This is a genomic window from Pseudomonas koreensis, assembly GCF_025447595.1.
GTDB classification, from domain to species: Bacteria; Pseudomonadota; Gammaproteobacteria; order Pseudomonadales; family Pseudomonadaceae; genus Aquipseudomonas; species Aquipseudomonas koreensis_H.
In genome coordinates this window covers 43583-67070 of the sequence record NZ_JAOEJU010000012.1, presented here as the reverse complement: position 1 = coordinate 67070, position 23488 = coordinate 43583, and the positions used below count along the sequence as shown (strand labels likewise).

The window sequence follows — 23488 nt, the reverse complement described above, 5'->3', positions numbered from 1 at the left end:
CGTTATTATTCTTGCTCGGGCTCACGTGTTACGGGCGGTCAGGGAGTGCTCCTCAGCACTCCACCCAGCTCACGGCCAGGCCGCCCCGTGAAGTCTCTTTGTATTTGTCATGCATGTCGGCGCCGGTATCGCGCATGGTGCGGATCACCCGGTCGAGGGAAATGAAGTGTTTGCCGTCGCCGCGCAGGGCCATTTGCGTGGCGTTAATTGCCTTCACAGCGGCGATGGCGTTGCGCTCGATGCATGGCACCTGCACCAGCCCGCCGACCGGGTCGCAGGTCAGGCCGAGGTTGTGTTCCAGACCGATTTCGGCGGCGTTTTCCAGTTGCTCCGGAGTGGCCCCCAGCACATCGGCCAGACCCGCAGCAGCCATCGCACAGGCCGAACCGACCTCGCCCTGGCAGCCGACTTCGGCCCCGGAAATCGAGGCGTTTTTCTTGCACAGGATGCCGACCGCTGCCGCGCCCAGAAAGAACGCGACCACGTCATCGTCGGACGCATCCGGATTGAACTTCATGTAGTAGTGCAGGACGGCCGGAATGATCCCGGCGGCACCGTTGGTCGGCGCGGTGACCATGCGCCCGCCGGCGGCGTTCTCTTCGTTGACGGCGAGGGCGAACAGGTTGACCCATTCCATCGCTGACAGGGTCGAACTGATGACGTTCGGCTTGCCGATTTCCAGCAGGCTGCGGTGCAGTTTCGCCGCACGACGCGGCACATTCAGACCGCCGGGCAGGACGCCTTCGTGACGCAGGCCCTGCTCGACGCATTCGCGCATTACCGACCAGATGTGCAGCAGGCCCTTGCGGATCTCGGCGTCGCTGCGCCAGGCCCGCTCGTTGGCCATCATCAGTTCGGAAACCCGCAGGTTGTGCTGCTTGCACAGCGCGAGCAGTTCGACGGCGCTGGAAAATTCGTAAGGCAACTCGACGTCGCCGGCCGGCGCCACACCCGATTCCGCTTCGGCCGCTTCGATGATGAAACCGCCGCCGACCGAGTAGTACGTTTGCTCGAACAGTTGCCCGGATGCACCGAAGGCTGTCAGCGACATGGCGTTCGGGTGGTAGGGCAGGCTCTCGTCCAGCAGCAGGAGATCGTGCTGCCAGTTGAAGGCAATCGAGCGTTCACCGGCCAGAGACAGTTGGCCGGTCTCGCGCAGTTGCTGGATTCGCGGTTCGATGGTCGACGGATCAATGCTGTCCGGCCATTCGCCCATCAGACCCATGACTGTCGCGCGGTCAGTGGCATGGCCGACGCCGGTGGCCGAAAGAGAGCCGTACAAACGGATTTCCACCCGTTGCACATCGTTCAGCAAATGTTGCTCGATCAGCGCCTGGACGAAGGTTGCTGCGGCGCGCATCGGGCCGACGGTGTGGGAACTGGACGGGCCGATGCCGACTTTGAATAGATCGAAAACACTGATAGCCATGCTAAACCCTTACAAGCAATGGAGTAGGAATCGCTGCCATTTTTTGTAGGACAAGCGCAATGTCGGCGATACTGCCTACCTCGCTTCAACGTGACTAACGAAACCTCCTAAGTAAGCCTTTAGCAGGACTAAACCATGAGTCGTCAATTGCATGCCCAGACTTACGTCTGGCTGCAGGTGTTTTCCTGTGCCGCGCGGCACCTGTCATTCACCCGCTGTGCCGAAGAACTGCACATCACGCCGGGGGCGGTGAGTCAGCAAATCCGACAGCTGGAAGAGCGTCTGGGCTTTCGCCTGTTTCACCGCCGCGCGCGCGGTGTGGAGCTGAGCGCGGAAGGGCAGCGACTGGCGATCACGGTCAACGAGGCTTACGGCAGCATCGATGCGGAATTGCGTCGGCTGGATGCGGGGATGATCAGCGGGATTCTACGGGTGCGTTCGATTCCATCGTTCCTCAGCAAATGGCTGACCCCGCGTCTGCCACGCTTGCAACAGCGTTACCCGGACATTCAGCTGCGGCTGGTGGCCGAGGACAGCAGCGTGCCGTTGCATGAGGGAGATTTCGACCTTGCCATCGACCTGAACGACGGCAGCTATCCGGGACTGTTATCCACAGCCTTGCTCGATGAGCAGATTTTCCCGGTGTGCGCGCCGGGCCTGCTGCGCGGACGGCCACCGCTGCACGGGCCGGCGGATCTGGTGCATTTTCCGCTGTTGCACGACATCACCGCCTGGCGCGGCAGCTATGAATACGCGGAGTGGGAGTTTTATCTCAACGCGATCGGCTTCGAGGGCGCTGATGTCCGGCGCGGGCACACGTTCAATCGCAACCACCTGACCATCGAAGCGGCGATTGCCGGCATGGGCGTGGCGATTGCCCGACGCACGCTGCTCAACGACGAACTGGAGCGGGGGACGTTGATCGTGCCGTTCGGGATTTCTGTACCCAATCACAAGCGCTATGTCCTGCTGTATGCGCCGGGGGCGTTGAGCCATCCGGGCGTACGGGCGGTGCATGACTGGCTGGTGGAAGAGGCGGGGATTTTCCGCAGCCTGCACCCTTTGGGTGATGGCCAATTGTGAGCAGATTTTTCGGGGAGGCGGGGCGACCCAACTCCCGACCTTACCAGCGCTTTACTCGGTTGTCCGGCTTTTTTTGCGTATGAATATTTATCTTTTTTAAGGGGTTGAAATGTTCGTCCGGCGGGCCGATTGTTGTAATCAAGAGGTCACGAAATCCTGTTCCAGGCCTCTTGCGAGCTAGCTGAAATAAGGGATGAACTATGCAAATCCAAGTCAACAGCGACAACCATATTCAAAGCAGCAAACGACTGGAGGAGTGGGTACGCACCACAATTGAGAGCACGCTCGACCGTTATGAGGAAGACCTGACCCGTGTCGAAGTCCATCTGAGCGACGAGAACGGTGACAAGCCAGGTCCCCATGACTTGCGCTGCCAACTGGAAGCGCGGCCAAAAGGCCATCAACCGATTTCCGTCACCCACAAAGCCGATTCGCTGGAACAGGCGATCGATGGTGCAGCCGAAAAACTGGAGCACGCGCTGGAGCACCTGTTTGGCAAACTGCGCGGCAAACCGCGAGCCGCTGTGGTGCCATTCACAAGCAAAGCCAATGACAAACTGTTGGCGGAAGAGTTTGACGAGAACGAACAGGCAGCGATCAACAGTTGATACGCTGATTTTTCAAGCCACCCAATGAGAAAGGGCCTGCAATTGCAGGCCCTTTCTGTTTTCAGCAGGGATCAGAAAGCGACGGAAGTCTGCACGTACACCGTGCGCGGCTCACCGACATACTTGCCTTTGTTGTTGTCATCGAACGAACGGGTGAAGTACTGGGTGTTGAAGATGTTCTTCACCCCCACCGCCACGTTCAGATCCGACAGCTGCGGGCCGAAGTCATAACCGGCGCGGCTGCTGAACAGCATGTACCCCGGGATCTTGCCGGTACTGCCGTCGGCGCTTTCTTTGGAGGTGTTGGCGTTGTCGGCGAACTGGTCGCTCTGGAAGCTGCTGTCCAGATTCAGTTTCCACGGCCCTTCGGTGTAACCGACGCCGATCGTGCCTTTGTGCTTGGACGAGAACGGCACACGATTGCCTTTGTTCGGGCCGTCTTCGCGGATGGTGGCGTCGACATAGGCGTAAGTGGCGTAGACGTCGAAACCGGCCAGCGCCGGGCTCAGGTCGTCGAGAGCGTAATTGACGCTGGTCTCGATGCCCTGATGGCGGGTTTCGCCACGGGCGATCACCGAGTCGTTGGTCTGGTTGCTTTCGTACTGGTTGTCGAAGTTGATCAGGAACGCGCCGATCTCCGCTCGCAGCGCACCGTTGTCGTAGCGGGTGCCGACTTCCCAGGTGCGGGCCTTCTCCGGTTTCACTTCGCCGCTGCTCACTCGGTTGGGCATCTGGCTGTATTGCACGCTGCCGAACGAACCTTCGGTGTTGGCGTACAGGTTCCAGCTGTCGGTCAGGTGATACAGCACGTTCAGCGCCGGCAGCGCGGTGTTGTAGTCACCCTTGTATTTGACGTTGGTCAGGTTGTTGGTCTGCTGCGACTCAATCATTTCGTAGCGCACGCCCGGGGTGATGGTCCACTTGCCGATGTCGATGCGGTCATCGACGAAGAACGCATTGGCTTCGGTGCCGCCACGGGTGTCGCGGTCATTGCGGCTGTTGGTGGTCGGGTATTCATTGCTGCTGATCGGCGTGCGATAGCGCAGTTCGTGGCCGGCTTCGTTGATGTAGCGATAGCCGACGCCGACTTCATGGCTGGTGGCGCCGAGGTCGAAGCCCTGGGCGAAGCGGGTTTCCAGACCGCGTACCCAATATTCGCGCGGCGACAGCGACAGGAACGAGCCCTGATCCAGATAGCCGCTACGCAGAGTCTTGGTGAAGAACGTGTTGGCGGTGAATTCGCGGCGATCTTCCTGATAGCGATAGCCGAAGTTGAACATCGTGCGACGGCCCCAGAACTGGTCTTTCGCCCGGGTCGACTGGTACGGGTCGGCATCGTAATCGGCGACATTCAGACCGCCGGGCATGTCGGCTTTGCCTTCGTAATACTGGGCCATGGCGTTGAAGCTGTTGGCTTCATCAAGCTGGTATTTGCCCTTGAGGATCAGGTCGTCGATTTCCGTGTCGCTGTGCTCACGCCAGTCGCCACCGCGAGTGCCGGAGTACAACAGCGCGCCGCCGAGACCGTTGGCATTGGTGCCGCCGGCCAGCAGGTTGGCGCTGGTCTTGAAGCCGTCATGGCTGGACGAAGGACTGGTTTCGGTCTGGAAACCACCCTTGACGGTCGGCTCGTCCGGAATCGCCCGGGTCACGAAGTTGACCACGCCACCGACGTTCTGCGGGCCGTAACGCACGGCGCCGCCGCCACGCACCACGTCCACGGCGTCCATGTTGCCCATGCTGATCGGCGCGAACGACAACTGCGGCTGACCGTAAGGCGCGAACGGTACAGGAATGCCGTCCATCAACACCGTCGAACGTGCGGCCAGGCGCGGGTTGAGACCGCGAATACCGAAGTTCAGCGCCATGTCGTGGCTGCCGGTGCCGTTGTTTTCCGGCGCGTTGACGCCGGGAATGCGATTGAGCACATCGCGGGCCTGGGTCGCGCCCTGGCGTTCGAACTCTTCGCGGCGGATAACGTCACGGGCACCGGGATGTTCGAAGACGTTGACCTGCGCGGCTTCACCCAGCCAATCGCCGACCACTTTCGACGTGTCCAGCTCCAGGGCGCTGTCGTTCGACGGTTGCAGGCTGAAGGCATTGCCGCCCTCGGCGCGGGCTTGCAGACCTGTGCCCTCAAGCAGCGCGTTCAGACCTTGTTCCGCTGTGTAGCTGCCTTCCAGGCCACGGCTTTGCACACCGCTGGTGACTTGCGAGCCGAACGAAATCAGCACGCCGGCTTCACGGCCGAACTGGTTGAGGGCGTTTTCCAGTGACGACGGGGCGATGTGATAAGCCTTGGTTTCGTCGGCCTGCGCAAGGGGCAGGGCGCTGAAGCTCAGGCTGGCGCCGAGGACAAGACTGCGCAGGGTTCGGGCCAGCGGCGTGAGGTGGGTGGAGTGCATGGAGGACGGTCCTGAGAAGGTTGAATCAAGGGGGCTTTCCTTCTCTGTCACGCCAGATCTGAAAAACGGCTCATTTTTTTTACGGCTGATCAAACCTTGGCTTCGACCGTCACCCAATAACGAGTAAAACGCTTCACTTTCACCGGCAGGCTGATTTCCAGCAGGTCGAGAATCCGCTCGCTGTCGTCCAGTGGATAAGTCCCGGAGATCAGCAAGTCTGCGACTTTCGCATCGCAGTTGAGCTGCCCGCGCCGGTAGCGACCGAGCTCGTCGAGGAAGTCGCCCAAGCGCATGTGCGCGGCCACTAGCATGCCGTCGACCCAGGCACCGCTGTTGGCGTCCAGCGGTTTTGCCTCGCTGACGCCGGTGGCGCTGAAACTCAGTTGTCGGGCGACCGGCAGCAGCATCGGCGCGCGACCTTGCGCGCTCAGTTCGACCCGACCCTCAAACAGTGCAACCTGCGTACGATCAACAAACTGCCGCACGTTGATTCGCGCGCCCTGGGTTTTCAGCAGGCCTTGGGCAGTTTGCACTTCGAAAGATTGAGTGGCGGTCAGCAGCATTTCGCCTTCGAGCAAACGGATCAAACCATCGCCCCGGACATCCGCCGCACTCGCGGTGTTGAGCTGCAACTGGCCGCCGGCGCCGAGCGAGATCTTGCGTCGCTGACCGATCGGGCTGCGGTAATCGGCCAGCAGCGATTGCAATGGATTGTGCTCGCGCATCCCCCAGGTGACCGCCGAGCCGGCGCCGAGAATCAGCAACAGCTTCAGCGCCTGACGACGGCTGCCGGACTTCGGCGCATTCAGGGCGGCGTGGGCCAGTGGCGACGACAACCCGCGCAACCGTGAATTGACCCGTTGAATGTGTTCCCACGCGCGGCGGTGTTCGCTGTGGGCATCGATCCATTGCTGCCAGGCTTGTTGCTGGCGCGGATTCAACGGGCCTTGCTGCATTTCCAGCAACCAGTGCACCGCCTGTTCGGCGACCTGCGCGGAAAAATCCATCGGCGGGTTCACAGGGCGAAGTAGCAGCGCATCGCCGCTTTATTCAGATGACGTTTGACCGTGGCCACGGAAATGCCCAGTTCGGCGGCGATCTGCGGATAGGTCAGGCCATCGACCTGCGCCAGCAAAAATGCGCGTTTGACCGCGCGCGGCAGACCGTCGAGCAACTGATCCAGCTCCATCAGGGTTTGCAGGATGATGGCTTTCTCTTCTTCCGAAGGCGCGACCATTTCCGGCATCTGGGCGAGGGTGTCGAGGTAGGCGCGCTCCAGATCATGACGGCGGTAGTGATTGAACAGTACGCGTTTGGCCAGGGTGGTGAGGAATGCGCGCGGCTCGAGGATCACCGGAGGCTCGCGGGCGGTCAGTACCCGGATGAAGGTGTCTTGGGCCAGATCGGCGGCGCTGTCCGGGCAGCCGAGTTTGCGCCGCAGCCAGCCGGTGAGCCAGCTGTGGTGGGCCTGATACAGCGATTCGACAGGATGGGCGGACGACAACGGCATTACTCCGGGCGCATGCGGGATGCGTTAGAGAACAAGAATGGTTCGCATTGTAGGGTCGTGAATGCCCGCCGGCAATCAGACTCTTTTGCGTATGAGAATATTTATCATTAATATTGCTCGCCTGTCGTTCGGCGTGTTGGCCGGGCGTTAACCGTTTCAGGGTCGAAACATGAAAGCCAAACTCGCCGCACTTCCCATGTCCTATCGTCTGGCCGTCACTTCGCGGGTGCTCGCGGCGGTGTTTGGCGGCTATCTGGTCGCGGCGCTGGCCAGTGTCACGCTGACGCTGTGGCTGCCGCTGAACCGCGCCGAAGCGGTCATCACCGGCATGACTGTCTCGTTCCTGGTCTATCTGGTGGCGGTGCTCTGGTGTTTCGCCTGCCGCACGGCGTGGTCGGCGTGGGTCGGTCTGCTGGTGCCGAGCGTGATCCTGGCGACCGTTTCCGGGGCTGCACGCGGTCTGGGGCTGGCATGAAAGAGGGCTTCCGTCAGGCGATGGCCTGGCTGCATACGTGGACAGGGCTGGTTTTCGGCTGGCTGTTGTTCGCGATTTTCCTCACCGGAACCCTGGCCTATTTCAAGGATGAAACCACTCACTGGATGCAGCCGGAAATCCAGGCGCACCCATTGGATGCCGAAAAAAGCCTGACGCTGGCCCAGCAGTATCTGCAACAACAAGCCCCCGACGCTTCGCGCTGGATCATTGGCCTGCCCGACGCCCGCGATCCCGGTCTGAGCGTGGGCTGGCAGCAGACGCCAGCCAGACCGGGCGAGCGCGGCGCATTCACTCGCAAGACCCTCGACGCGCAGACCGGTGCCGAAGTGCAGCCCCGGGAAAGCATGGGCGGGGAGTTTTTCTACCGCTTCCATTTCCAGTTGCAAATGCCTTACCCCTGGGGCCGCTGGCTCTCGACCATCGCCGCGATGGTGATGTTCGTCGCGCTGATCACCGGGATCATCACCCACAAGAAAATCTTCAAGGACTTCTTCACCTTCCGCCCGCGCAAGGGCCAGCGTTCGTGGCTCGACGGGCACAACGCGGTGGGTGTGCTGGTGCTGCCGTTTCATCTGATGATCACCTACAGCAGTCTGGTGATCTTCATGTCGATGGTAATGCCGGCGAGCATCCTTGCCTCTTATGGCAACAACGCCCGGGCGTTTTACGACGAGGTGTTTCCAGAGTCGAGCATTCCTGAACGCGCGAATCAACCGGCGGCAGTGGCACCGCTGGCGCCCCTGTTGCTGGCGGCCAGCGAACAATGGTCGGGCGGGCATGTCGGGCGCATCAGCGTGTTCAATCCGGGAGATGCCAACGCCTGCGTGGTGATGTCCCGCGCGGGCTCCGACCGTGTGGTGACCGATTCCGGCAGCGCCGTGACTTTCAACGGTGTCAGCGGGCAGGTCATCGGCACGACACCTGATCAGCCGATAGCGATGGCAGTTGCCGGCAGTTTCTACGGCTTGCACATGGGCCACTTTGCCGGGCCGGTGTTGCGCTGGCTGTATTTCATCTGTGGTCTGGCGGGCACGGCGATGATCGGCACCGGGCTGGTGATCTGGCTCGGCAAGCGTCAGCTCAAACACGCCAAGACCGGTGGGATGCCTTTCGAGTTGCGGCTGGTGGAAGTGCTGAACATTGCCAGCATGGCCGGACTGGTGGCAGCGGTCGCCGTGTTCTTCTGGGCCAATCGTCTGCTGCCAGTGAGTCTGGCCGGGCGTGGCGATTGGGAAGTGAACGCGTTCTTCATCACCTGGGGCTTGAGCGTGGTGCACGCCATGTTGCGGCCGGGGCGAAAGGCCTGGGTCGAACAGCTGTCACTGGGGGCCGCGCTGTTTGTCACGGTGCCGCTTCTTAATGGTTTGACCTCCCCGTATCACCTCGGCGTGACAGTGCCCGAAGGCGACTGGATCTTGGCCGGTTTCGACCTGACGTGTCTGGGCAGTGGCCTCTTCCTCGCCTGGGCCGCGCGGAAAATGCAGCGTGCCGGACACGCCGTCAGCGTGAAGAAACCAGCCCGCGAAAAGGCCCGGCCGATCACCCTTGAGCAAGGGGCGAACTGAATGCTGTTGGCGCTGCTGCTCTGTTATTCCGCTTTCACGGCGCTGTGCCTGGCGATGCCCCGGCATCACGAAGAGCTGCTGGATCACAAACCTTCGGTTCGCCGTCGGCAGGGTCTGAAACTCGCAGGCTGGTTGTTGCTGGGGCTGTCGCTCTGGGCAGCGGTTTCCGAGAAGGGCTGGAGTTTTGGTCTGGTCGACTGGTGCGCGGTGTTGATGCTCAGCGCGCTGACTCTGGTGCTGTTGCTGCCCTATCGCCCACGTCTGGCTTTGACCATGGCCGGACTGAGCCTGCTCGCCAGTCCGGTCGCTGCGTGGGCATTGAACTGACATGCTGATCGGCCATCCTCCCGAGCACCGCGACGGCGAACCCCATGGCGCCCGTGCGCATTTTCTTCAGGTGTTCCTGTCCCAGCGTTCGCAGATGGAAGCGTTGGTGAGCCGGCGCGTCGGTTGCCGGGCGACGGCAGCGGATCTGGTGCAGGATCTGTTTCTGCGATTCTGGCGTCGGCCGCTGGTGCAGGTCGAAGAACTCAGCACTTATCTGTTGCGTTGTGCCGGCAATATCGCCATCGATCATTTGCGCAGCGAAGGCGCGCGGGTGCGGGTCAACGAAGGCTGGCAACCGGACGAGCCGGACAGCAGCGCCAGCGAACCGCAGGCGGCGCTCGAAGCGGGCAACGATTTGCGCCATGTTGAAGCGGCGTTGCGCGCGTTGCCCGAGCGCACGCGGCAGATCTTTTTGCTCAATCGCATCCACGGGCGCAAGTACGCCGAGATCGCCAAAGCCATGGGCCTGTCCCAAAGCGCCGTGGAAAAACATATGATGCGCGCCCTCGAGGCCTGCAAGGCCAGCCTGCGCGAACCCGCGCCACGCCTGCCAGGGAAAGCACCGTGAACAACACCGACCGCGTCATCCCGACGCCCGCTCAGGAACAGGCCGCTTTCGCCTGGCTGAGTCTGCTGCATGACCGCCCGAGCACCGGTGATCAACTGACCTTCAGTCAATGGCTGCACGCCGATCCAGCTCACGCCGAGGCCTACGCCCAGGCGCAGGTGGTGTGGGAATTGAGCGAAGGGCCGGCGCGCACTCTGGCCGATGAAGACGCGTTGGCGTTGCAGGGTTTGCTCAATGCGATGGACCGGCCGCGCCGTGTACCGATTCGACGCTGGACTGGTGCGCTGGCGATGGCGGCCTGTCTGCTGCTGATGATCAGCCTCGGGACGGGTTGGCAACCGCAACGCTGGATCGATGATCTGGGCGCCGATTACGTGTCGGCGCCCGGCGAGATCCGCACCGTGACCCTGGCCGATCAATCGCAGGTGACGCTGGACGCCGACAGCGCCATCGCCGTGGATTTCAGTCACGGCGAGCGGCATGTGCAATTGCGCCGCGGCGCCGGATTTTTCAGCGTGACTCACACAGGCGATCCTTTTGTGGTCGAGGCCGAGAAAGGTCAGGCGCGAGTGTTGGGCACGCAGTTCGAAGTACGCCTGCAACCTCAGGGTGCGCAGGTGACGGTGTTGTCCGGACGCGTCGGCGTGACGGCAGCGCGGGATGCCGAGCAGCAGATTCTCACCGCCGGCCAGCAAGTGGCGTACGGCGCAGGCACCGCAGAAAAACTTCACGCCGTGGACAGCGAAGCACAACTGGCGTGGCGCCAGGGCTGGCTGACTTACTACAAGTCGACACTGGCCGATGTGGTGCAGGATCTTCGCCGCTATTACCCCGGACGGATCTTGCTGCTCAACGACGAACTGGGCGCGCGCAAGGTCAGCGGCAGCTTTCCGAGCAAGGATCCACAAGCCGTGTTGAATTCGCTGCAAGGGGTTCTCGGATTCGAGCAGCATCAAGTGCTGGGGCATCTGATCATTCTTCGCTGACTTTGCTGGCCCCTTCGCGAGCAAGCTCGCTCCCACAGGGAGTGCATTCCAAGGTCGGAGTGAGCTTGCTCGCAAAGGCGTCGGCAGCGACGACGAAAATATTTTCAACTTTGTAGTGAGGTAAACCCGGACGCCATCCGTGTAGTGACTGAAACTGCGAGTCATTCGCATCCGTTGCGGTTCTACACAGGTCATGAGCAATGAAGTCCAGGGCAAAATCGGGTTCGGTCAAACAGTGGTTAGGCGTTTCGGCCTTGAGTTTTTCGGCATTGGCGCTGTTGCCGATGAGCGTGGCGCTGGCCGCTGAATCCGTCAGCAGTCAGCCACAAAAGCAGTTCAGTTTTTCCCTGGCCGCCAAGCCCTTGCCTCAGGCCCTGAGCGATTTCAGCCGCGTCACCGGTCAGAGCGTGGTCTACACCGATGAAGCGCCTTACGGCCTGACCGCTCCAGCGATCAACGGCCAGATGAGTGCCGAACAGGCGCTGCAACGTCTGCTCACCGGCTCCGGCCTGACCTTCCGCCGCACCGACAGCCATACCCTGGCGCTCGAACCGCAACCGACCGCAGGCGCATTGAACCTCGGCGCGACTACCATCACCTCGATGGTTAACCAGCCAATGAGCTACCAGCCACCGGAAACCAGTTCGGTGATGCGCTCTTCCGCTTCGCTTCAGGAAATCCCCCAGACCGTCAACGTGATCCCGGCCCAGGTCATTCGCGACCAGGCACCGCGCAATCTTGATGATGCACTGGCCAACGTCAGCGGCATCACCCAGGGCAACACGCTGGGCAGCACTCAGGATTCGGTGATGACCCGCGGCTTCGGCGATAACCGCAACGGCTCGATCATGCGCGACGGCATGCCGGTGGTGCAGGGCCGTGGCATGAACGCGACCGTGGATCGCGTCGAAGTGCTCAAGGGGCCGGCGTCGCTGCTCTATGGGATTCAGGACCCGGGCGGCGTGGTCAACATGGTCAGCAAGAAGCCTGAGCTGACCCAGTACAACGCGCTGACCCTGCGCGGCTCGACCTACGGCGACGGCAAGAATGGCAGCGGTGGCTCGTTCGACAGCACCGGTGCGCTGGGGGATTCCGGCCTCGCCTATCGCATGGTGCTGGATCATGAAGACGAAGATTACTGGCGCAACTTCGGCACCCACCGCGAAACCCTGATCGCGCCGTCGCTGGCCTGGTACGGCGAGCGCACCAAGCTGTTGTTCGCCTACGAGCATCGTGAATTTCTGACGCCATTTGATCGCGGTACGCTGATCGATCCGCGTACCAACCATCCGCTGGATATCTCGCGCAACGAGCGCCTCGACGAGAAATTCAACGACATGGAAGGGCGCTCGGATCTCTATCACTTCGAGGCCGATCACGAACTCAACGACGACTGGAAAGCCCATTTCGGCTACAGCTGGAACCGCGAAACCTACGACGCCAGCCAGGTCCGCGTAACCGCGATCGACACCAAAAAAGGCACCCTGACCCGCAGTATGGACGGCACCCAGGGCGCGATCAGCACCGACCGTTTCACCACCGCCAGCCTCGAAGGCAAGGTCAACGTGCTGGGCATGCAGCATGACCTGGTGTTCGGCGTCGACGATGAGTACCGCAAGATCTACCGCGCCGACCTGATCCGCCAGAAAAGCCTGAGCACCTTCAGCTACGTCAACCCGGTCTACGGCCGCGAAGTCGAAGGCACCACGGTCAGCGCCGCCGATAGTGCGCAGACCGACGAACTGCGCAGCGATTCGGTGTTCCTGCAGGACTCGATCCACCTCAACGACCAGTGGATTCTGGTGGCTGGCGGGCGCTTTCAGGAGTACGACCAGTACGCCGGCAAAGGCGTGCCGTTCAAGGCCAACACCGACAGCAACGGCCAGAAGTGGGTGCCGCGCGCAGGTCTGGTGTATCGCTACACCGACGAACTGTCGTTCTACGGCAGCTACACCGAATCGTTCAAACCCAACTCGACCATCGCCCCGCTCAGCGGCAGCAGCACCGTGCTCGACGGCAGCATCGCGCCGGAAGAAGCCAAGTCGTGGGAACTGGGCGCACGTCTGGATATGCCGGGTCGTATCACCGGCAACATCGCTTTGTTCGACATCAAGAAACGCAACGTGCTGGTGGCCAACGCCGAAGGCCCGACCACGATCTACAGCGCCGCCGGTGAAGTACGCTCCCGTGGTCTGGAAGTCGATCTGACCGGCCAGCTCAGCGACCGCTGGAGCATGATCGGCAGCTACGCCTACACCGACGCCGAGGTCACGGAAGATCCGGACTACAAAGGCAACAAGCTGCAAAACGTGGCGAAGAATACCGGCTCGCTGTCGGCGGTCTACGACTTCGGCAGCGTGATCGGCGGCGATCAACTTCGGGTCGGCGCCGGCGCGCGGTATGTCGGTGAACGAGCGGGTAACGCGGTGAATGATTTCGACCTGCCGAGCTACACCGTGGCCGATGCGTTCGCCACTTACGACACCAAAGTCGAAGGGCAGAAGGTCAAGTTCCAGCTCAACGTGAAGAACCTGTTTGATCGCACCTACTACACGTCGGCGGCGAGCCGGTTCTTCGTATCGATGGGCGACTCGCGGCAGATTTCGTTGTCGAGCACGCTGGAGTTCTGATCAGCGCAAAAACGCCTGGCGATACTCGCCGGGCGTTCCACCCAGCACCTGGCGAAAGCGGTTGGTGAAGTGGCTGGCACTGGCAAATCCACATGCCAGGGCAATCTCCCCCAACGGCAACGCCGTGCCCCGCAACAACTCCCGCGCCCGGCTCAAGCGTCGCGCCAGCACATACTGATGCGGCGGCAAACCGAAGCTCACCCGAAACATCCGTGCAAAGTGGTATTCCGATAACGCACACAACCCCGCCAGTTGCCCGAGGCTGATCGGCTCGGCCAGTTGGCTGTCGATGAATTCCACCAGTTGCCGGCGCTGATGCGGCGCCAGTCCACCCTTGAGGCGCAAGCCCTGACGTACGCCGACCTGACTCAACAGGGTATGGCTGATCAATTCGTGGGCCAGGCTGCTGGTCAGCAGACGCTCGCCGGGCTCGTCCCAATTGAGGGTCAGTAACTGGCGAAACCGTCGGGCCTGTTGCGGATCTTCCAGAAAAGTCTGTTCGCGCAGCTGCATTTCCCGGGGCTCGCGATCCAGCAGCGTCACGCACCCCAAGGCAAATTGTTCGGCGCTGAAATACAAGTGAGCCAGGCGAATATCGCCGTTGATGACCCAACCCGATTCGTGGTCGGCCGGCAGGATGCACAACTTGTCCGGACCGCCCTTGTGGCCGGGTTCGCCACGGCGGAAGGTGCCGGTGCCGCCGGCGATGTAGCAGGAGAGGGTGTGATGGCTCGGCGCTTCGTATTCTTGGGCGTCGTGGTGATTGGTCCACAAGGCTGCAGACAGGCCGTCACCCAACTCGGCGCTGTGCACAAGGCGTGCATTGGGCGAATTGTTGAGGGCTTGAAAGACTTGCAGGGTATCGATGGCGGCCATGATCGGTTCTCTTCAACGCCTTGCATCCTACTCCGTAGATTTCGCGCTGCCAGCCTGCGCGCCGACAAAAGCGCAAGTTTATGCAAGCGAGGGTGGAGGGCGTGGGCGGACACTGAAACCCAATTGAGGAGTGTCTGCCATGAACCTGTCGTTGTATTTGTTGACCGTGCTGATCTGGGGCACCACCTGGATCGCCCTTAAATGGCAACTGGGCGTGGTGGCGATTCCGGTGTCGATCGTCTATCGCTTCGGTCTCGCCGCGCTGGTGTTGTTTGCGTTGTTGCTGCTCAGCCGTCGCCTGCAACCGATGAGCCGGCGCGGGCATCTGATCTGTGTCGCGCAGGGCTTGTGCCTGTTCTGTGTCAACTTCATGTGTTTCCTGACCGCCAGCCAGTGGATCCCCAGCGGTCTGGTGGCGGTGGTGTTTTCAACCGCAACGTTGTGGAACGCACTGAATGCGCGGGTTTTCTTCGGTCAACGGATCGCACGCAATGTGTTGATGGGCGGGGCGCTGGGGCTGGGCGGCCTGGGCCTGTTGTTCTGGCCGGAACTGGCGGGGCATCACGCCACTCCGCAAACCTTGCTCGGCCTGGGCCTGGCGCTCTGCGGCACCCTGTGTTTCTCGGCGGGCAACATGTTGTCGAGCCTGCAACAGAAGGCCGGCCTCAAGCCGCTGACCACCAATGCTTGGGGCATGGCCTACGGCGCGGCGATGTTGTCGGTGTGGTGTCTGGTCAAAGGCATTCCGTTCGAGATGGAATGGACGTCGCGTTACATCGGCGCGCTGCTGTATCTGGTGATTCCGGGGTCGGTGATCGGCTTCACCGCGTACCTGACGCTGGTCGGTCGCATGGGGCCGGAGCGCGCAGCTTATTGCACAGTGCTGTTCCCGGTGGTGGCGCTGAACGTTTCGGCCTTTGCCGAAGGTTATCAATGGACAGCGCCGGCGTTGGCGGGACTTGTGCTGGTGATGCTGGGCAATGTGCTGGTGTTCCGCAAACCCAAGGCGCCGGCATTGCCGAGTCACGGCAAACTGGCCTGAGTGTTCTGGCAGTAAAAGGGGCAGGCGTTTGGCGACGTCTGCCCCTTTTTTGTCAGCCCTTCCAGACCTGCGGATTGACCAGATCCTGCGGCCGCTCGCCGAGCAGGGCGCTGCGCAGGTTGGCCAGTGCGCGGTTGGCCATGGCTTCGCGGGTTTCATTTGTCGCCGAGCCGATATGCGGCAGGGTGACGGCGTTTTTCAGCTGGAACAGCGGCGATTCTGCCAGCGGTTCTTTCTCGTAGACGTCGAGGCCGGCGCCGCGAATGCGGTTGTTTTGCAGGGCTTCGATCAGTGCCGGTTCGTCGACGACCGGGCCACGGGAGATGTTCACCAGAATCGCGTCCGGCTTCATCAACGCCAGTTCGCGATGGCTGATCAGGTGGCGGGTCTTGTCGCTGAGTGGCACGACCAGACACACAAAATCCGCTTCGGCCAGCAACTGATCAAGGCTGCGGAATTGGGCACCGAGTTCTTGTTCCAGTGCGGTCTTGCGGCTGTTGCCGCTGTAGAGGATCGGCATGTTGAAACCCAGGCGCCCGCGACGGGCGACGGCGGCGCCGATGTTGCCCATGCCGACGATGCCCAGGGTCTTGCCATGTACGTCGCAACCGAATAGCGGTGCGCCGACGCTTGCCTGCCATTGGCCGGCCTTGGTCCAGGCGTCCAGTTCGGCGACGCGGCGGGCGCTGCTCATGATCAGGGCGAAGGCCAGGTCTGCGGTGCTTTCGGTGAGGACGTCCGGGGTGTTGGTGAGCATGATCCCGCGTTCGTTGAAGTAGGCGAGGTCGTAGTTGTCGTAGCCGACGGAGACGCTGGAGACCACTTCGAGTTTCGCGGCGTTTTCCAGTTGGGCCTTGCCGAGTTTGCGACCGACGCCGATCAGGCCGTGGGTGTGGGGCAGGGCTTCGTTGAACTGGGCGTTGATGTCGCCGTTTTTCGGGTTGGGGACGATGACGTCGAAGTCCTGTTGCAGGCGTTCGATCATGGGGGGGGTGATGCGGCTGAAGGCCAGGACTGTTTTTTTCATCGCTATGGGCTCGGCTTCGGGGCTTTATTGCCAAGCAAGCTAACATTCTTTGGCCGCGTTTTGCGAGAGTGCATTTACGTAAAATCTCGCCAGTCATTCGGACAGATTTGAATACTTCTTCTGAACGGCTGGCGAGTTTGTCGGCAATTATGTAATTACGGAACTGTCCAGCCCTGCACGTCAATTTTGCCAACGGCTTGATAGGTTTCGCCCGTAAATTGTGACTGGATCGTGAAGTTGATGTCTGCGACTAAAACGCCGGTGGCAATGTCGACTTTTTTAACGTCAATATAACCTGCGTTATTTTTTGCGGGATATTTCTCCCTTACAATAACTTCGCCATTTTCGTCCTCGTATTTTTCGAAAAAGTCGGGTAGGGTTTTTATGAATGTGTTGCCGGGATGGATTTCGTGCCTGCCCACGGGAATGGCTTTTGAGAGCGTGAGTCCGATGGAGTTTGATTCGGTCTGATTAAGGTCCTCCTCGCTCAGTAGAACCATGTTGGGGTCCGTGTCAAAGAAAAAAAATACTTTTCCGTTATAGGTTGGATATTTAAAGTTTTTGTGGAACTTTAAGTTGAATGTCCCGCTTGCGTTTCTTTTCATGTCATTTCCTTAACAGTGGATTTATGTTTCGAGGAGACAGTTTTCACGTTCTGTCTTGGAATGACCACTGTCAGTTTTGACAGTATTTTAGATCCTGAAGCTATAAAAGCTTGCATCATCAAAGCTTTTTGATCCGAAGTACGCCTCAATACAATTTGTTAATTCGCCACCCGCACCCCCGCCAGACTCCCACTCATTTCATAAGCCGCCAATTCCGCTTGATGCCCCGCCAGAATCTCCGGCAACGACCCACGCAGATACTCGACCCAGGTCTTGATCTTCGCATCCAGATACTGCCGCGACGGGTAGATCGCATACAGGTTCAGTTCCTGCGAGCGGTAGTTGGGCATCACACGCACCAGCGAGCCATTGCGCAAGCCTTCGATCGCGGCATACACAGGCAATACACCGACACCCATCCCACTGGTGATCGCGGTTTTCATCGCGTCGGCGGAGTTCACCAGGAACGGTGAGCTGTTGATGGTGACCATTTCCTGGCCTTCCGGGCCGTCGAAGGCCCATTTTTCCAGGGGGATCACCGGGCTCACCAGGCGCAGGCAGGCGTGGTTCAGCAGGTCGCTGGGTTTCTGTGCGCAGCCGTTGGCTTTCACGTAGGCCGGGGAGGCGCAGACGATGCTGTAGGTGATGCCCAGGCGTTGCGAGACGAAGCCCGAGTCCGGCAGTTCGCGAGCGAGGACGATGGACACGTCGTAGCCTTCATCGAGCAGGTCCGGTACGCGGTTGGCCATGGTCAGGTCGAAGGTCACGTCCGGGTGGGTCTTGCGGTAGCGGGCGATGGCGTCGATCACGAAGTGCTGGCCGATCCCGGTCATGGTGTGCACTTTCAATTGTCCGGCCGGGCGGGCGTGGGCTTCGCTGGCTTCGGCTTCGGCCTCTTCGACGTAGGCGAGGATCTGCTCGCAGCGCAACAGGTAGCGCTTGCCGGCTTCGGTGAGCGCGATGCGGCGGGTCGTGCGGTTGAGCAGGCGGGTTTGCAGGTGGGCCTCAAGGTTGGAGACCGCGCGCGAGACGTTGGCGGTGGTGGTGTCGAGTTGCACGGCGGCGGCGGTGAAGCTGCCCGCTTCGGCAACACAACTGAAGGCGCGCATGTTTTGCAAAGTGTCCATGGGGTGCTCTCAAGGGAGATGGCAAATTGTGACACGAAGTTTCAGGGGCTGAGACCCCCGACCAAGGGATTATCTCGTTAACCGTAACAAAGATTCGCAGAAAACCCAGCTTATCGCCGTTCAGGGCGCCCCCTAGAATTGCGCCCACCTCGAAACATCTCCCACCTCAGGAATTCGCAGCAGTGCCGCGTCGCATCAACAGAGCGCTTTTGCCGCTCAGTGTTCTGGCTCTTTCGTTAGGTCTCGGCGGCTGCATCGGAACCGGAGGGATTGCCCCGCAGGGCAAGGCTCTGGAGGCCAATGAACTGGCCACCGACGAGGCCATCGCCCACGCCGCCCGTGACGCAAACTGGCCCACCGCCCAATGGTGGCAAGCCTATGGCGACCCGCAACTCAATCATTGGATCGACCTTGCCGTGCAAGGCAGCCCGACCATAGCGATGGCCGCCGCGCGAGTGCGTCAGGCCCGGTCCATGGCCGGTGTCGCCGAAGCCGCCGAGTCGTTGCAGATCAATGGCGAGTCGACCCTCAAGCGCCACAACTGGCCGACCGATCAGTTCTACGGTCCCGGTGAGCTGGCCAACAGCACCACCTGGGACAACAACGCCGCGCTGGGTTTCAGTTATGCCCTCGACCTCTGGGGTCGTGAAAGCAACAGCACCGAGCGGGCCGTCGATCTGGCGCACATGAGCGCTGCCGAGGCGCGTCAGGCGCAGCTCGAATTGCAGAACAACATCGTGCGCGCCTACATCGAGCTCTCGCTGCATTACGCCCAGCGCGACATCGTCGCGGCGACACTCAAGCAGCAACAGCAGATTCTCGAGCTGGCGCAGAAACGCCTGGACGGCGGGATCGGCACGCACTTTGAAGTCAGCCAGGCCGAAACACCCCTGCCGGAAACCCATCGGCAACTGGATGCGCTGGACGAAGAAATCGCCCTGAGCCGCAACCAGATTGCGGCACTGGCCGGCAAAGGGCCGGGCGCCGGTGCGCAATTGCAGCGTCCGACCCTGTCGCTGGGCGCGGCGCTGAAACTGCCGTCGGCACTGCCCGCCGAACTGCTCGGCCAGCGTCCCGACGTGGTCGCCAGTCGCTGGCAAGTGGCGGCGCAGGCGCGCGGGATCGATGTCGCGCATGCCGGGTTCTACCCCAACGTCGATCTGGTCGGCAGCCTCGGCTATATGGCTACCGGCGGCGGAGCGCTGGAGTTCCTGACCGGCAAGAAGCTCAACTACAACGTCGGGCCGGCGATCTCGCTGCCGATCTTCGACGGTGGGCGACTGCGTGCCGAACTCGGTGAGGCCTCGGCGGGTTATGACATCGCCGTCGCGCATTACAACCAGACCCTGGTCAATGCGCTGAAGAACATCTCGGATCAGTTGATCCGCCGCGAGTCGATGGACAAGCAGCAGACGTTCGCTGCCGAGTCCGTGGCCACCGCGCAGAAGACTTACGACATCGCGATGATCGCTTATCAGCGCGGCCTCACCGATTACCTCAACGTGCTCAACGCCCAGACCTTGCTGTTCAAACAGCAGCAGGTTCAGCAGCAGGTGCAGGCGGCGCGCTTGAGTGCCCACGCGGAACTGGTGACGGCATTGGGCGGCGGTCTTGGCGCGGGTAAAGACGTGCCAACGGCACAACAAACCCAGGCACCAAAAACGCCGGTTCTCCTTCGTTGAACACACAATCCCTGTGGGAGCGAGCTTGCTCGCGAAGCGGGAGTGTCAGCCAGCACACATGTCGGCTGATACACCGCATTCGCGAGCAAGCTCGCTCCCACAGGGGCCGGGTCCGACCTGAAATTCATTGAGCACATTTGAATGACTCCCTTGCCCGCACCTTTGCGCTGGCTCTACTCCCTGGAATGGCGCCGGGGTTTCTTTGACTGGGCGCGCAGCGACGGCGTGACCTGGGTCTACATCTTCAAGGTGTTGATTGCTGCATTCCTGACCCTGTGGCTGGCGATGCGTCTGGAACTGCCGCAACCGCGCACGGCGATGATCACCGTGTTCATCGTCATGCAGCCGCAGAGCGGCCAGGTGTTCGCCAAGAGTTTCTATCGTTTCCTCGGCACCCTGGCCGGGTCGGCGATGATGGTCACGCTGATTTCCCTGTTCGCCCAGAACACCGAACTGTTCCTCGGCTCGCTGGCGATCTGGGTCGGTATCTGCTCGGCCGGCGCCGCCCGCTGCCGCAACTTCCGCGCCTACGGTTTTGTGCTGGCCGGGTACACGGCGGCGATGGTCGGCTTGCCGGCGCTCGCCCATCCTGACGGCGCGTTCATGGCAGCGGTGTGGCGGGTGCTGGAGATCTCGCTGGGGATTCTTTGCTCGACCCTGGTCAGCGCCGCGATCCTGCCGCAAACCGCCAGCGCGGCGATGCGCAACGCCTTGTATCAGCGCTTCGGTGTGTTCGCCCTGTTCGTCACCGATGGCTTGCGCGGGCGCAGCAAACCGGAGTCGTTCGAGGCCAGCAACGTGCGCTTCATTGCCGAAGCGGTGGGGTTGGAGGGGCTGCGCAGTGTGACCGTGTTCGAAGACCCGCACATGCGTCGGCGCAACGGTCGGCTCAGTCGCCTGAACAGCGAATTCATGGGTATCACCACCCGATTCAACGCCTTGCACCAGTTGCTCGAACGCCTGCGTCGCAACGGCGCCGACCATGTGGAAGCAGCGATCAAACCGGGCCTGCAGGATCTGGCCGAAGTGCTCGACGGCTTCAGCGGCCGCGCCCTGACCAGCCCGGATGCGGCGCGTCTGGTGCTCGCGCTCGCGGCGTACAAGGAAGGCTTGCCGGCGCGGGTGCGCAGCTTGCGGGCGATCTTCCAGGAGAGCGAGCCGAGCGACGCCGAGCAGCTGGATTTCCATACCGCGTATGAGCTGCTGTATCGCTTCGTCGATGACTTGCACAGTTATGCACAGACCCACGCCTCGCTGGCCGATCACAGTCACGAACGCGAGCGTTGGGACGAACCGTTCACCCCGCAGACCAGCTGGTGGGCGGCGGCCGCTTCGGGGATTCGTGCCGCGTTCATTCTGGTCGTGCTCGGCAGTTACTGGGTCGCCACCGCGTGGCCGAGCGGCGCGACCATGACCCTGATCGCCGCCGCCACCGTGGGCCTGTCGGCGGCGACACCGAACCCGAAACGCATGGCGTTCCAGATGGCCTGCGGCACGTTCCTCGGGGCGTTGATCGGCTTCGTCGAGATGTTTTTCATCTTCCCGTGGATCGACGGTTTTCCTCTGCTGTGTGTGATGCTCGCGCCGGTGATCGTGCTCGGATCGTTCCTCACTTCGCGACCGCAATATGCCGGCGTCGGCCTCGGGTTGCTGATCTTCTTCAGCACAGGTTCCGTGCCGGACAACCTGACGATCTACAACCCCTACACCTTCATCAACGACTACATCGCGATGGTCATGGGCATGCTGGTCTGCGCGGCGGCGGGGGCAATCATCCTGCCACCGAACAGCCGCTGGTTGTGGCAGCGCCTGGAGCAAGACCTGCGCGGGCAAGTGGTGTATGCGATCAGCGGCAAACTCAAAGGCCTGGCGTCGAGTTTCGAAAGTCGCACCCGCGACCTGATGCATCAGGCTTACGGTCTGGCGGCCGGTCAGCCGCTGGTGCAGAAAAACCTGCTGCGCTGGATGTTCGTGGTGCTGGAAGTCGGCCACGCGATCATCGAGTTGCGCAAGGAGCAGGCGATCCTGCCGGTGCATCCGGCGTATGCCGAATCCCAGCCATGGCGTCAGGCGATCCGGGTCATGGGGCGCTCGCTGGTGCGGCTGTTCCTGCAACCGAATTCGAGCAATCTGGAACGCGCACTGGTCGCGGTCGATCACGCGATCAGCCGGGTCGCCGCCACTGACGAGCCGTTCGCACCGCACTTCGATACCTCGGCCCTGCGTCGGGTGAAGAGCTACCTGCACTTCATCCGCACCTCGCTGCTCGACCCGCAATCGCCACTCGCTGCCTATGCCATCGCCAAGCCCGAAGGACTTGCCCATGCCTCGTGAAATCGCCTTCCACGGCGTGTACATGCCGACCATGACCCTGATGTTTTTTGTCGCTGCGGCGCTGGCCTGGGCGCTGGACCGGTTTCTGTCGGGGTTCGATCTGTACCGTTTCTTCTGGCACCCGGCGCTGCTGCGCCTGAGCCTGTTTACCTGTCTGTTCGGCGCGATGGCGCTGACTGTCTACCGTTGAGTCTGAGAATTGTCCCGATGAAAAAGTTTTTCAGCCTGCTCGCAACCCTGCTGGTGCTGGCCCTGGCATTGTGGATCGGCCGCACGTTGTGGGAGCACTACATGAACACGCCGTGGACCCGCGACGGCCGGGTGCGCGCCGACATCATCAACGTCGCGGCCGATGTCACCGGTGAAGTTGTCGACGTGCCGGTGCGCGACAACCAGTTGGTAAAAAAAGGTGATCTGCTGATGCAGATCGACCCCGAGCACTACCGCCTCGCGGTGAAACAAGCGCAGTCGCTGGTGGCTTCGCGCAAGGCCACCTGGGAGATGCGCAGGGTCAACGCCCATCGCCGCGCCGATATGGACGCCTTGGTGATCTCCAAGGAAAACCGCGACGACGCCAGCAACATCGCCGACTCGGCACTGGCCGATTACCAACAGGCTCAGGCGCAACTGGAGGCGGCCGAACTCAACCTCAAACGCACCGAAGTGCGGGCGGCGGTGGACGGCTACGTGACCAACCTCAACGTCCATCGCGGCGATTACGCCCGCATCGGCGAGGCGAAAATGGCCGTGGTCGACATGAACTCGTTCTGGGTCTACGGCTTCTTCGAAGAAACCAAACTGCCTCACGTGCGTGTCGGCGATAAAGCCGACATGCAACTGATGAGCGGCGAAGTCCTCAAGGGCCACGTGGAGAGCATTTCCCGCGGCATCTACGACCGTGACAACCCGGAAAGCCGCGAGCTGATCGCCGATGTGAACCCGACCTTCAACTGGGTGCGTCTGGCGCAACGGGTGCCGGTGCGGATTCACATCGATGAGGTACCGGAGGGTGTGCTGCTGGCGGCGGGGATTACCTGCACCGTTGTTGTGAAGCAGGACGCTGTGGATAACTGACAGACCGCGTTGTAGCCATTCGCGAGCAAGCTCGCTCCCACACTGGATCTGTGCCGCACGGAAGATCCCTTGTGGGAGCGAGCTTGCTCGCGAAGAGGGCAACGCGGTCTGTTT

Annotated in this window: 21 protein-coding genes; 13 read left to right on the top strand and 8 right to left on the bottom strand. The window is 61.5% G+C overall.

Features of this window, described 5'->3' with window-relative positions; all coding sequences use genetic code 11:
- Nucleotides 1-52: 52 nt before the first annotated feature.
- Nucleotides 53-1429: an L-serine ammonia-lyase gene (locus N8H71_RS15960; protein ID WP_262194729.1), complete on the bottom strand. Its 1377-nt coding sequence runs from the start codon at nucleotides 1427-1429 to the stop codon at nucleotides 53-55.
- A gap of 135 nt (nucleotides 1430-1564) precedes the next feature.
- Between N8H71_RS15960 and N8H71_RS15955 the strand changes: the two genes are divergently transcribed.
- Nucleotides 1565-2512: a LysR substrate-binding domain-containing protein gene (locus N8H71_RS15955; protein ID WP_011332523.1), complete on the top strand. Its 948-nt coding sequence runs from the start codon at nucleotides 1565-1567 to the stop codon at nucleotides 2510-2512.
- A gap of 200 nt (nucleotides 2513-2712) precedes the next feature.
- The gene (locus N8H71_RS15950; RefSeq protein ID WP_011332524.1) at nucleotides 2713-3120 is read left to right on the top strand and encodes an HPF/RaiA family ribosome-associated protein; all 408 of its coding nucleotides are present in this window, start codon (nucleotides 2713-2715) and stop codon (nucleotides 3118-3120) included.
- 71 nt (nucleotides 3121-3191) lie between these two features.
- Here the strand turns inward: N8H71_RS15950 and fecA are convergent, their stop codons facing one another.
- The 3 genes from fecA to N8H71_RS15935 form a co-directional block, all read right to left on the bottom strand.
- Complete coding sequence (fecA, locus tag N8H71_RS15945; protein ID WP_262194728.1) at nucleotides 3192-5525, bottom strand: TonB-dependent Fe(3+) dicitrate receptor FecA; 2334 nt, start codon at nucleotides 5523-5525, stop codon at nucleotides 3192-3194.
- Nucleotides 5526-5614: 89 nt separating this feature from the next.
- The gene (locus N8H71_RS15940; RefSeq protein WP_262194727.1) at nucleotides 5615-6544 is read right to left on the bottom strand and encodes a DUF4880 domain-containing protein; all 930 of its coding nucleotides are present in this window, start codon (nucleotides 6542-6544) and stop codon (nucleotides 5615-5617) included.
- Nucleotides 6541-7029: a sigma-70 family RNA polymerase sigma factor gene (locus N8H71_RS15935; RefSeq protein WP_262194789.1), complete on the bottom strand. Its 489-nt coding sequence runs from the start codon at nucleotides 7027-7029 to the stop codon at nucleotides 6541-6543. Before N8H71_RS15935 ends, N8H71_RS15940 begins: the two co-directional genes overlap by 4 nt.
- A gap of 175 nt (nucleotides 7030-7204) precedes the next feature.
- Between N8H71_RS15935 and N8H71_RS15930 the strand changes: the two genes are divergently transcribed.
- The 6 genes from N8H71_RS15930 (at nucleotide 7205) to N8H71_RS15905 (ending at nucleotide 13607) form a co-directional block, all read left to right on the top strand.
- The gene (locus N8H71_RS15930) at nucleotides 7205-7510 is read left to right on the top strand and encodes a DUF3649 domain-containing protein (protein WP_085685817.1); all 306 of its coding nucleotides are present in this window, start codon (nucleotides 7205-7207) and stop codon (nucleotides 7508-7510) included.
- Nucleotides 7507-9096, top strand: a complete 1590-nt coding sequence (locus N8H71_RS15925) for a PepSY-associated TM helix domain-containing protein (protein WP_262194725.1) — start codon at nucleotides 7507-7509, stop codon at nucleotides 9094-9096. Before N8H71_RS15930 ends, N8H71_RS15925 begins: the two co-directional genes overlap by 4 nt.
- Nucleotides 9097-9423: a DUF3325 domain-containing protein gene (locus N8H71_RS15920; RefSeq protein ID WP_262194723.1), complete on the top strand. Its 327-nt coding sequence runs from the start codon at nucleotides 9097-9099 to the stop codon at nucleotides 9421-9423. It abuts the gene before it with no gap.
- Between the two features lies 1 nt (nucleotide 9424).
- Nucleotides 9425-9991 carry an RNA polymerase sigma factor gene (locus tag N8H71_RS15915; RefSeq protein ID WP_007957274.1) on the top strand — a complete coding sequence of 189 codons (567 nt, stop codon included), beginning with the start codon at nucleotides 9425-9427 and terminating at the stop codon, nucleotides 9989-9991.
- Nucleotides 9988-10977, top strand: a complete 990-nt coding sequence (locus tag N8H71_RS15910) for a FecR family protein (protein ID WP_262194722.1) — start codon at nucleotides 9988-9990, stop codon at nucleotides 10975-10977. The genes N8H71_RS15915 and N8H71_RS15910 overlap by 4 nt, the downstream gene beginning before the upstream one ends.
- A gap of 200 nt (nucleotides 10978-11177) precedes the next feature.
- Nucleotides 11178-13607, top strand: a complete 2430-nt coding sequence (locus tag N8H71_RS15905) for a TonB-dependent siderophore receptor (protein WP_262194720.1) — start codon at nucleotides 11178-11180, stop codon at nucleotides 13605-13607.
- On the opposite strand, the gene N8H71_RS15900 is transcribed toward N8H71_RS15905, so the two are convergent.
- The gene (locus tag N8H71_RS15900) at nucleotides 13608-14483 is read right to left on the bottom strand and encodes an AraC family transcriptional regulator (RefSeq protein ID WP_127796967.1); all 876 of its coding nucleotides are present in this window, start codon (nucleotides 14481-14483) and stop codon (nucleotides 13608-13610) included.
- 139 nt (nucleotides 14484-14622) lie between these two features.
- On the opposite strand from N8H71_RS15900, the gene N8H71_RS15895 reads away from it, so the two are divergent.
- Nucleotides 14623-15525, top strand: a complete 903-nt coding sequence (locus N8H71_RS15895) for a DMT family transporter (RefSeq protein WP_262194719.1) — start codon at nucleotides 14623-14625, stop codon at nucleotides 15523-15525.
- A gap of 52 nt (nucleotides 15526-15577) precedes the next feature.
- Here N8H71_RS15895 and N8H71_RS15890 read toward each other — a convergent pair whose 3' ends face one another.
- The 3 genes from N8H71_RS15890 to N8H71_RS15880 form a co-directional block, all read right to left on the bottom strand.
- Complete coding sequence (locus tag N8H71_RS15890) at nucleotides 15578-16552, bottom strand: 2-hydroxyacid dehydrogenase (protein WP_262194718.1); 975 nt, start codon at nucleotides 16550-16552, stop codon at nucleotides 15578-15580.
- A 155-nt stretch (nucleotides 16553-16707) separates the two neighbouring features.
- The gene (locus tag N8H71_RS15885; RefSeq protein ID WP_262194717.1) at nucleotides 16708-17157 is read right to left on the bottom strand and encodes a hypothetical protein; all 450 of its coding nucleotides are present in this window, start codon (nucleotides 17155-17157) and stop codon (nucleotides 16708-16710) included.
- A 158-nt stretch (nucleotides 17158-17315) separates the two neighbouring features.
- A complete protein-coding gene (locus tag N8H71_RS15880; RefSeq protein ID WP_085711718.1) occupies nucleotides 17316-18284 on the bottom strand; it encodes a LysR family transcriptional regulator in 969 nt (322 codons plus the stop codon).
- Nucleotides 18285-18466: 182 nt separating this feature from the next.
- Between N8H71_RS15880 and N8H71_RS15875 the strand changes: the two genes are divergently transcribed.
- The 4 genes from N8H71_RS15875 to N8H71_RS15855 all read left to right on the top strand — a co-directional run bounded on the left by N8H71_RS15875 (nucleotide 18467) and on the right by N8H71_RS15855 (nucleotide 23374).
- Nucleotides 18467-19966 carry an efflux transporter outer membrane subunit gene (locus tag N8H71_RS15875; protein WP_262194716.1) on the top strand — a complete coding sequence of 500 codons (1500 nt, stop codon included), beginning with the start codon at nucleotides 18467-18469 and terminating at the stop codon, nucleotides 19964-19966.
- A gap of 141 nt (nucleotides 19967-20107) precedes the next feature.
- Complete coding sequence (locus N8H71_RS15865) at nucleotides 20108-22300, top strand: FUSC family protein (protein WP_262194715.1); 2193 nt, start codon at nucleotides 20108-20110, stop codon at nucleotides 22298-22300.
- Nucleotides 22290-22490, top strand: a complete 201-nt coding sequence (locus tag N8H71_RS15860; RefSeq protein ID WP_003221811.1) for a DUF1656 domain-containing protein — start codon at nucleotides 22290-22292, stop codon at nucleotides 22488-22490. The genes N8H71_RS15865 and N8H71_RS15860 overlap by 11 nt, the downstream gene beginning before the upstream one ends.
- Nucleotides 22491-22507: 17 nt before the next feature.
- Nucleotides 22508-23374 (top strand): efflux RND transporter periplasmic adaptor subunit, encoded by an 867-nt coding sequence (locus N8H71_RS15855; protein ID WP_085608130.1) that lies wholly within the window; start codon nucleotides 22508-22510, stop codon nucleotides 23372-23374.
- Nucleotides 23375-23488: the final 114 nt, after the last annotated feature.

Excerpts from the sequence above, each read along its gene's own strand:
- N8H71_RS15960 (WP_262194729.1), bottom strand. The coding sequence starts at position 1,429 with ATGGCTATCAGTGTTTTCGATCTATTCAAAGTCGGCATCGGCCCGTCC.
- N8H71_RS15955 (WP_011332523.1), top strand. The coding sequence starts at position 1,565 with ATGAGTCGTCAATTGCATGCCCAGACTTACGTCTGGCTGCAGGTGTTT.
- N8H71_RS15950 (WP_011332524.1), top strand. The coding sequence starts at position 2,713 with ATGCAAATCCAAGTCAACAGCGACAACCATATTCAAAGCAGCAAACGA.
- fecA (WP_262194728.1), bottom strand. The coding sequence starts at position 5,525 with ATGCACTCCACCCACCTCACGCCGCTGGCCCGAACCCTGCGCAGTCTT.
- N8H71_RS15930 (WP_085685817.1), top strand. The coding sequence starts at position 7,205 with ATGAAAGCCAAACTCGCCGCACTTCCCATGTCCTATCGTCTGGCCGTC.
- N8H71_RS15925 (WP_262194725.1), top strand. The coding sequence starts at position 7,507 with ATGAAAGAGGGCTTCCGTCAGGCGATGGCCTGGCTGCATACGTGGACA.
- N8H71_RS15920 (WP_262194723.1), top strand. The coding sequence starts at position 9,097 with ATGCTGTTGGCGCTGCTGCTCTGTTATTCCGCTTTCACGGCGCTGTGC.
- N8H71_RS15915 (WP_007957274.1), top strand. The coding sequence starts at position 9,425 with ATGCTGATCGGCCATCCTCCCGAGCACCGCGACGGCGAACCCCATGGC.
- N8H71_RS15905 (WP_262194720.1), top strand. The coding sequence starts at position 11,178 with ATGAAGTCCAGGGCAAAATCGGGTTCGGTCAAACAGTGGTTAGGCGTT.
- N8H71_RS15900 (WP_127796967.1), bottom strand. The coding sequence starts at position 14,483 with ATGGCCGCCATCGATACCCTGCAAGTCTTTCAAGCCCTCAACAATTCG.
- N8H71_RS15895 (WP_262194719.1), top strand. The coding sequence starts at position 14,623 with ATGAACCTGTCGTTGTATTTGTTGACCGTGCTGATCTGGGGCACCACC.
- N8H71_RS15890 (WP_262194718.1), bottom strand. The coding sequence starts at position 16,552 with ATGAAAAAAACAGTCCTGGCCTTCAGCCGCATCACCCCCCCCATGATC.
- N8H71_RS15885 (WP_262194717.1), bottom strand. The coding sequence starts at position 17,157 with ATGAAAAGAAACGCAAGCGGGACATTCAACTTAAAGTTCCACAAAAAC.
- N8H71_RS15880 (WP_085711718.1), bottom strand. The coding sequence starts at position 18,284 with ATGGACACTTTGCAAAACATGCGCGCCTTCAGTTGTGTTGCCGAAGCG.
- N8H71_RS15865 (WP_262194715.1), top strand. The coding sequence starts at position 20,108 with ATGACTCCCTTGCCCGCACCTTTGCGCTGGCTCTACTCCCTGGAATGG.
- N8H71_RS15860 (WP_003221811.1), top strand. The coding sequence starts at position 22,290 with ATGCCTCGTGAAATCGCCTTCCACGGCGTGTACATGCCGACCATGACC.
- N8H71_RS15855 (WP_085608130.1), top strand. The coding sequence starts at position 22,508 with ATGAAAAAGTTTTTCAGCCTGCTCGCAACCCTGCTGGTGCTGGCCCTG.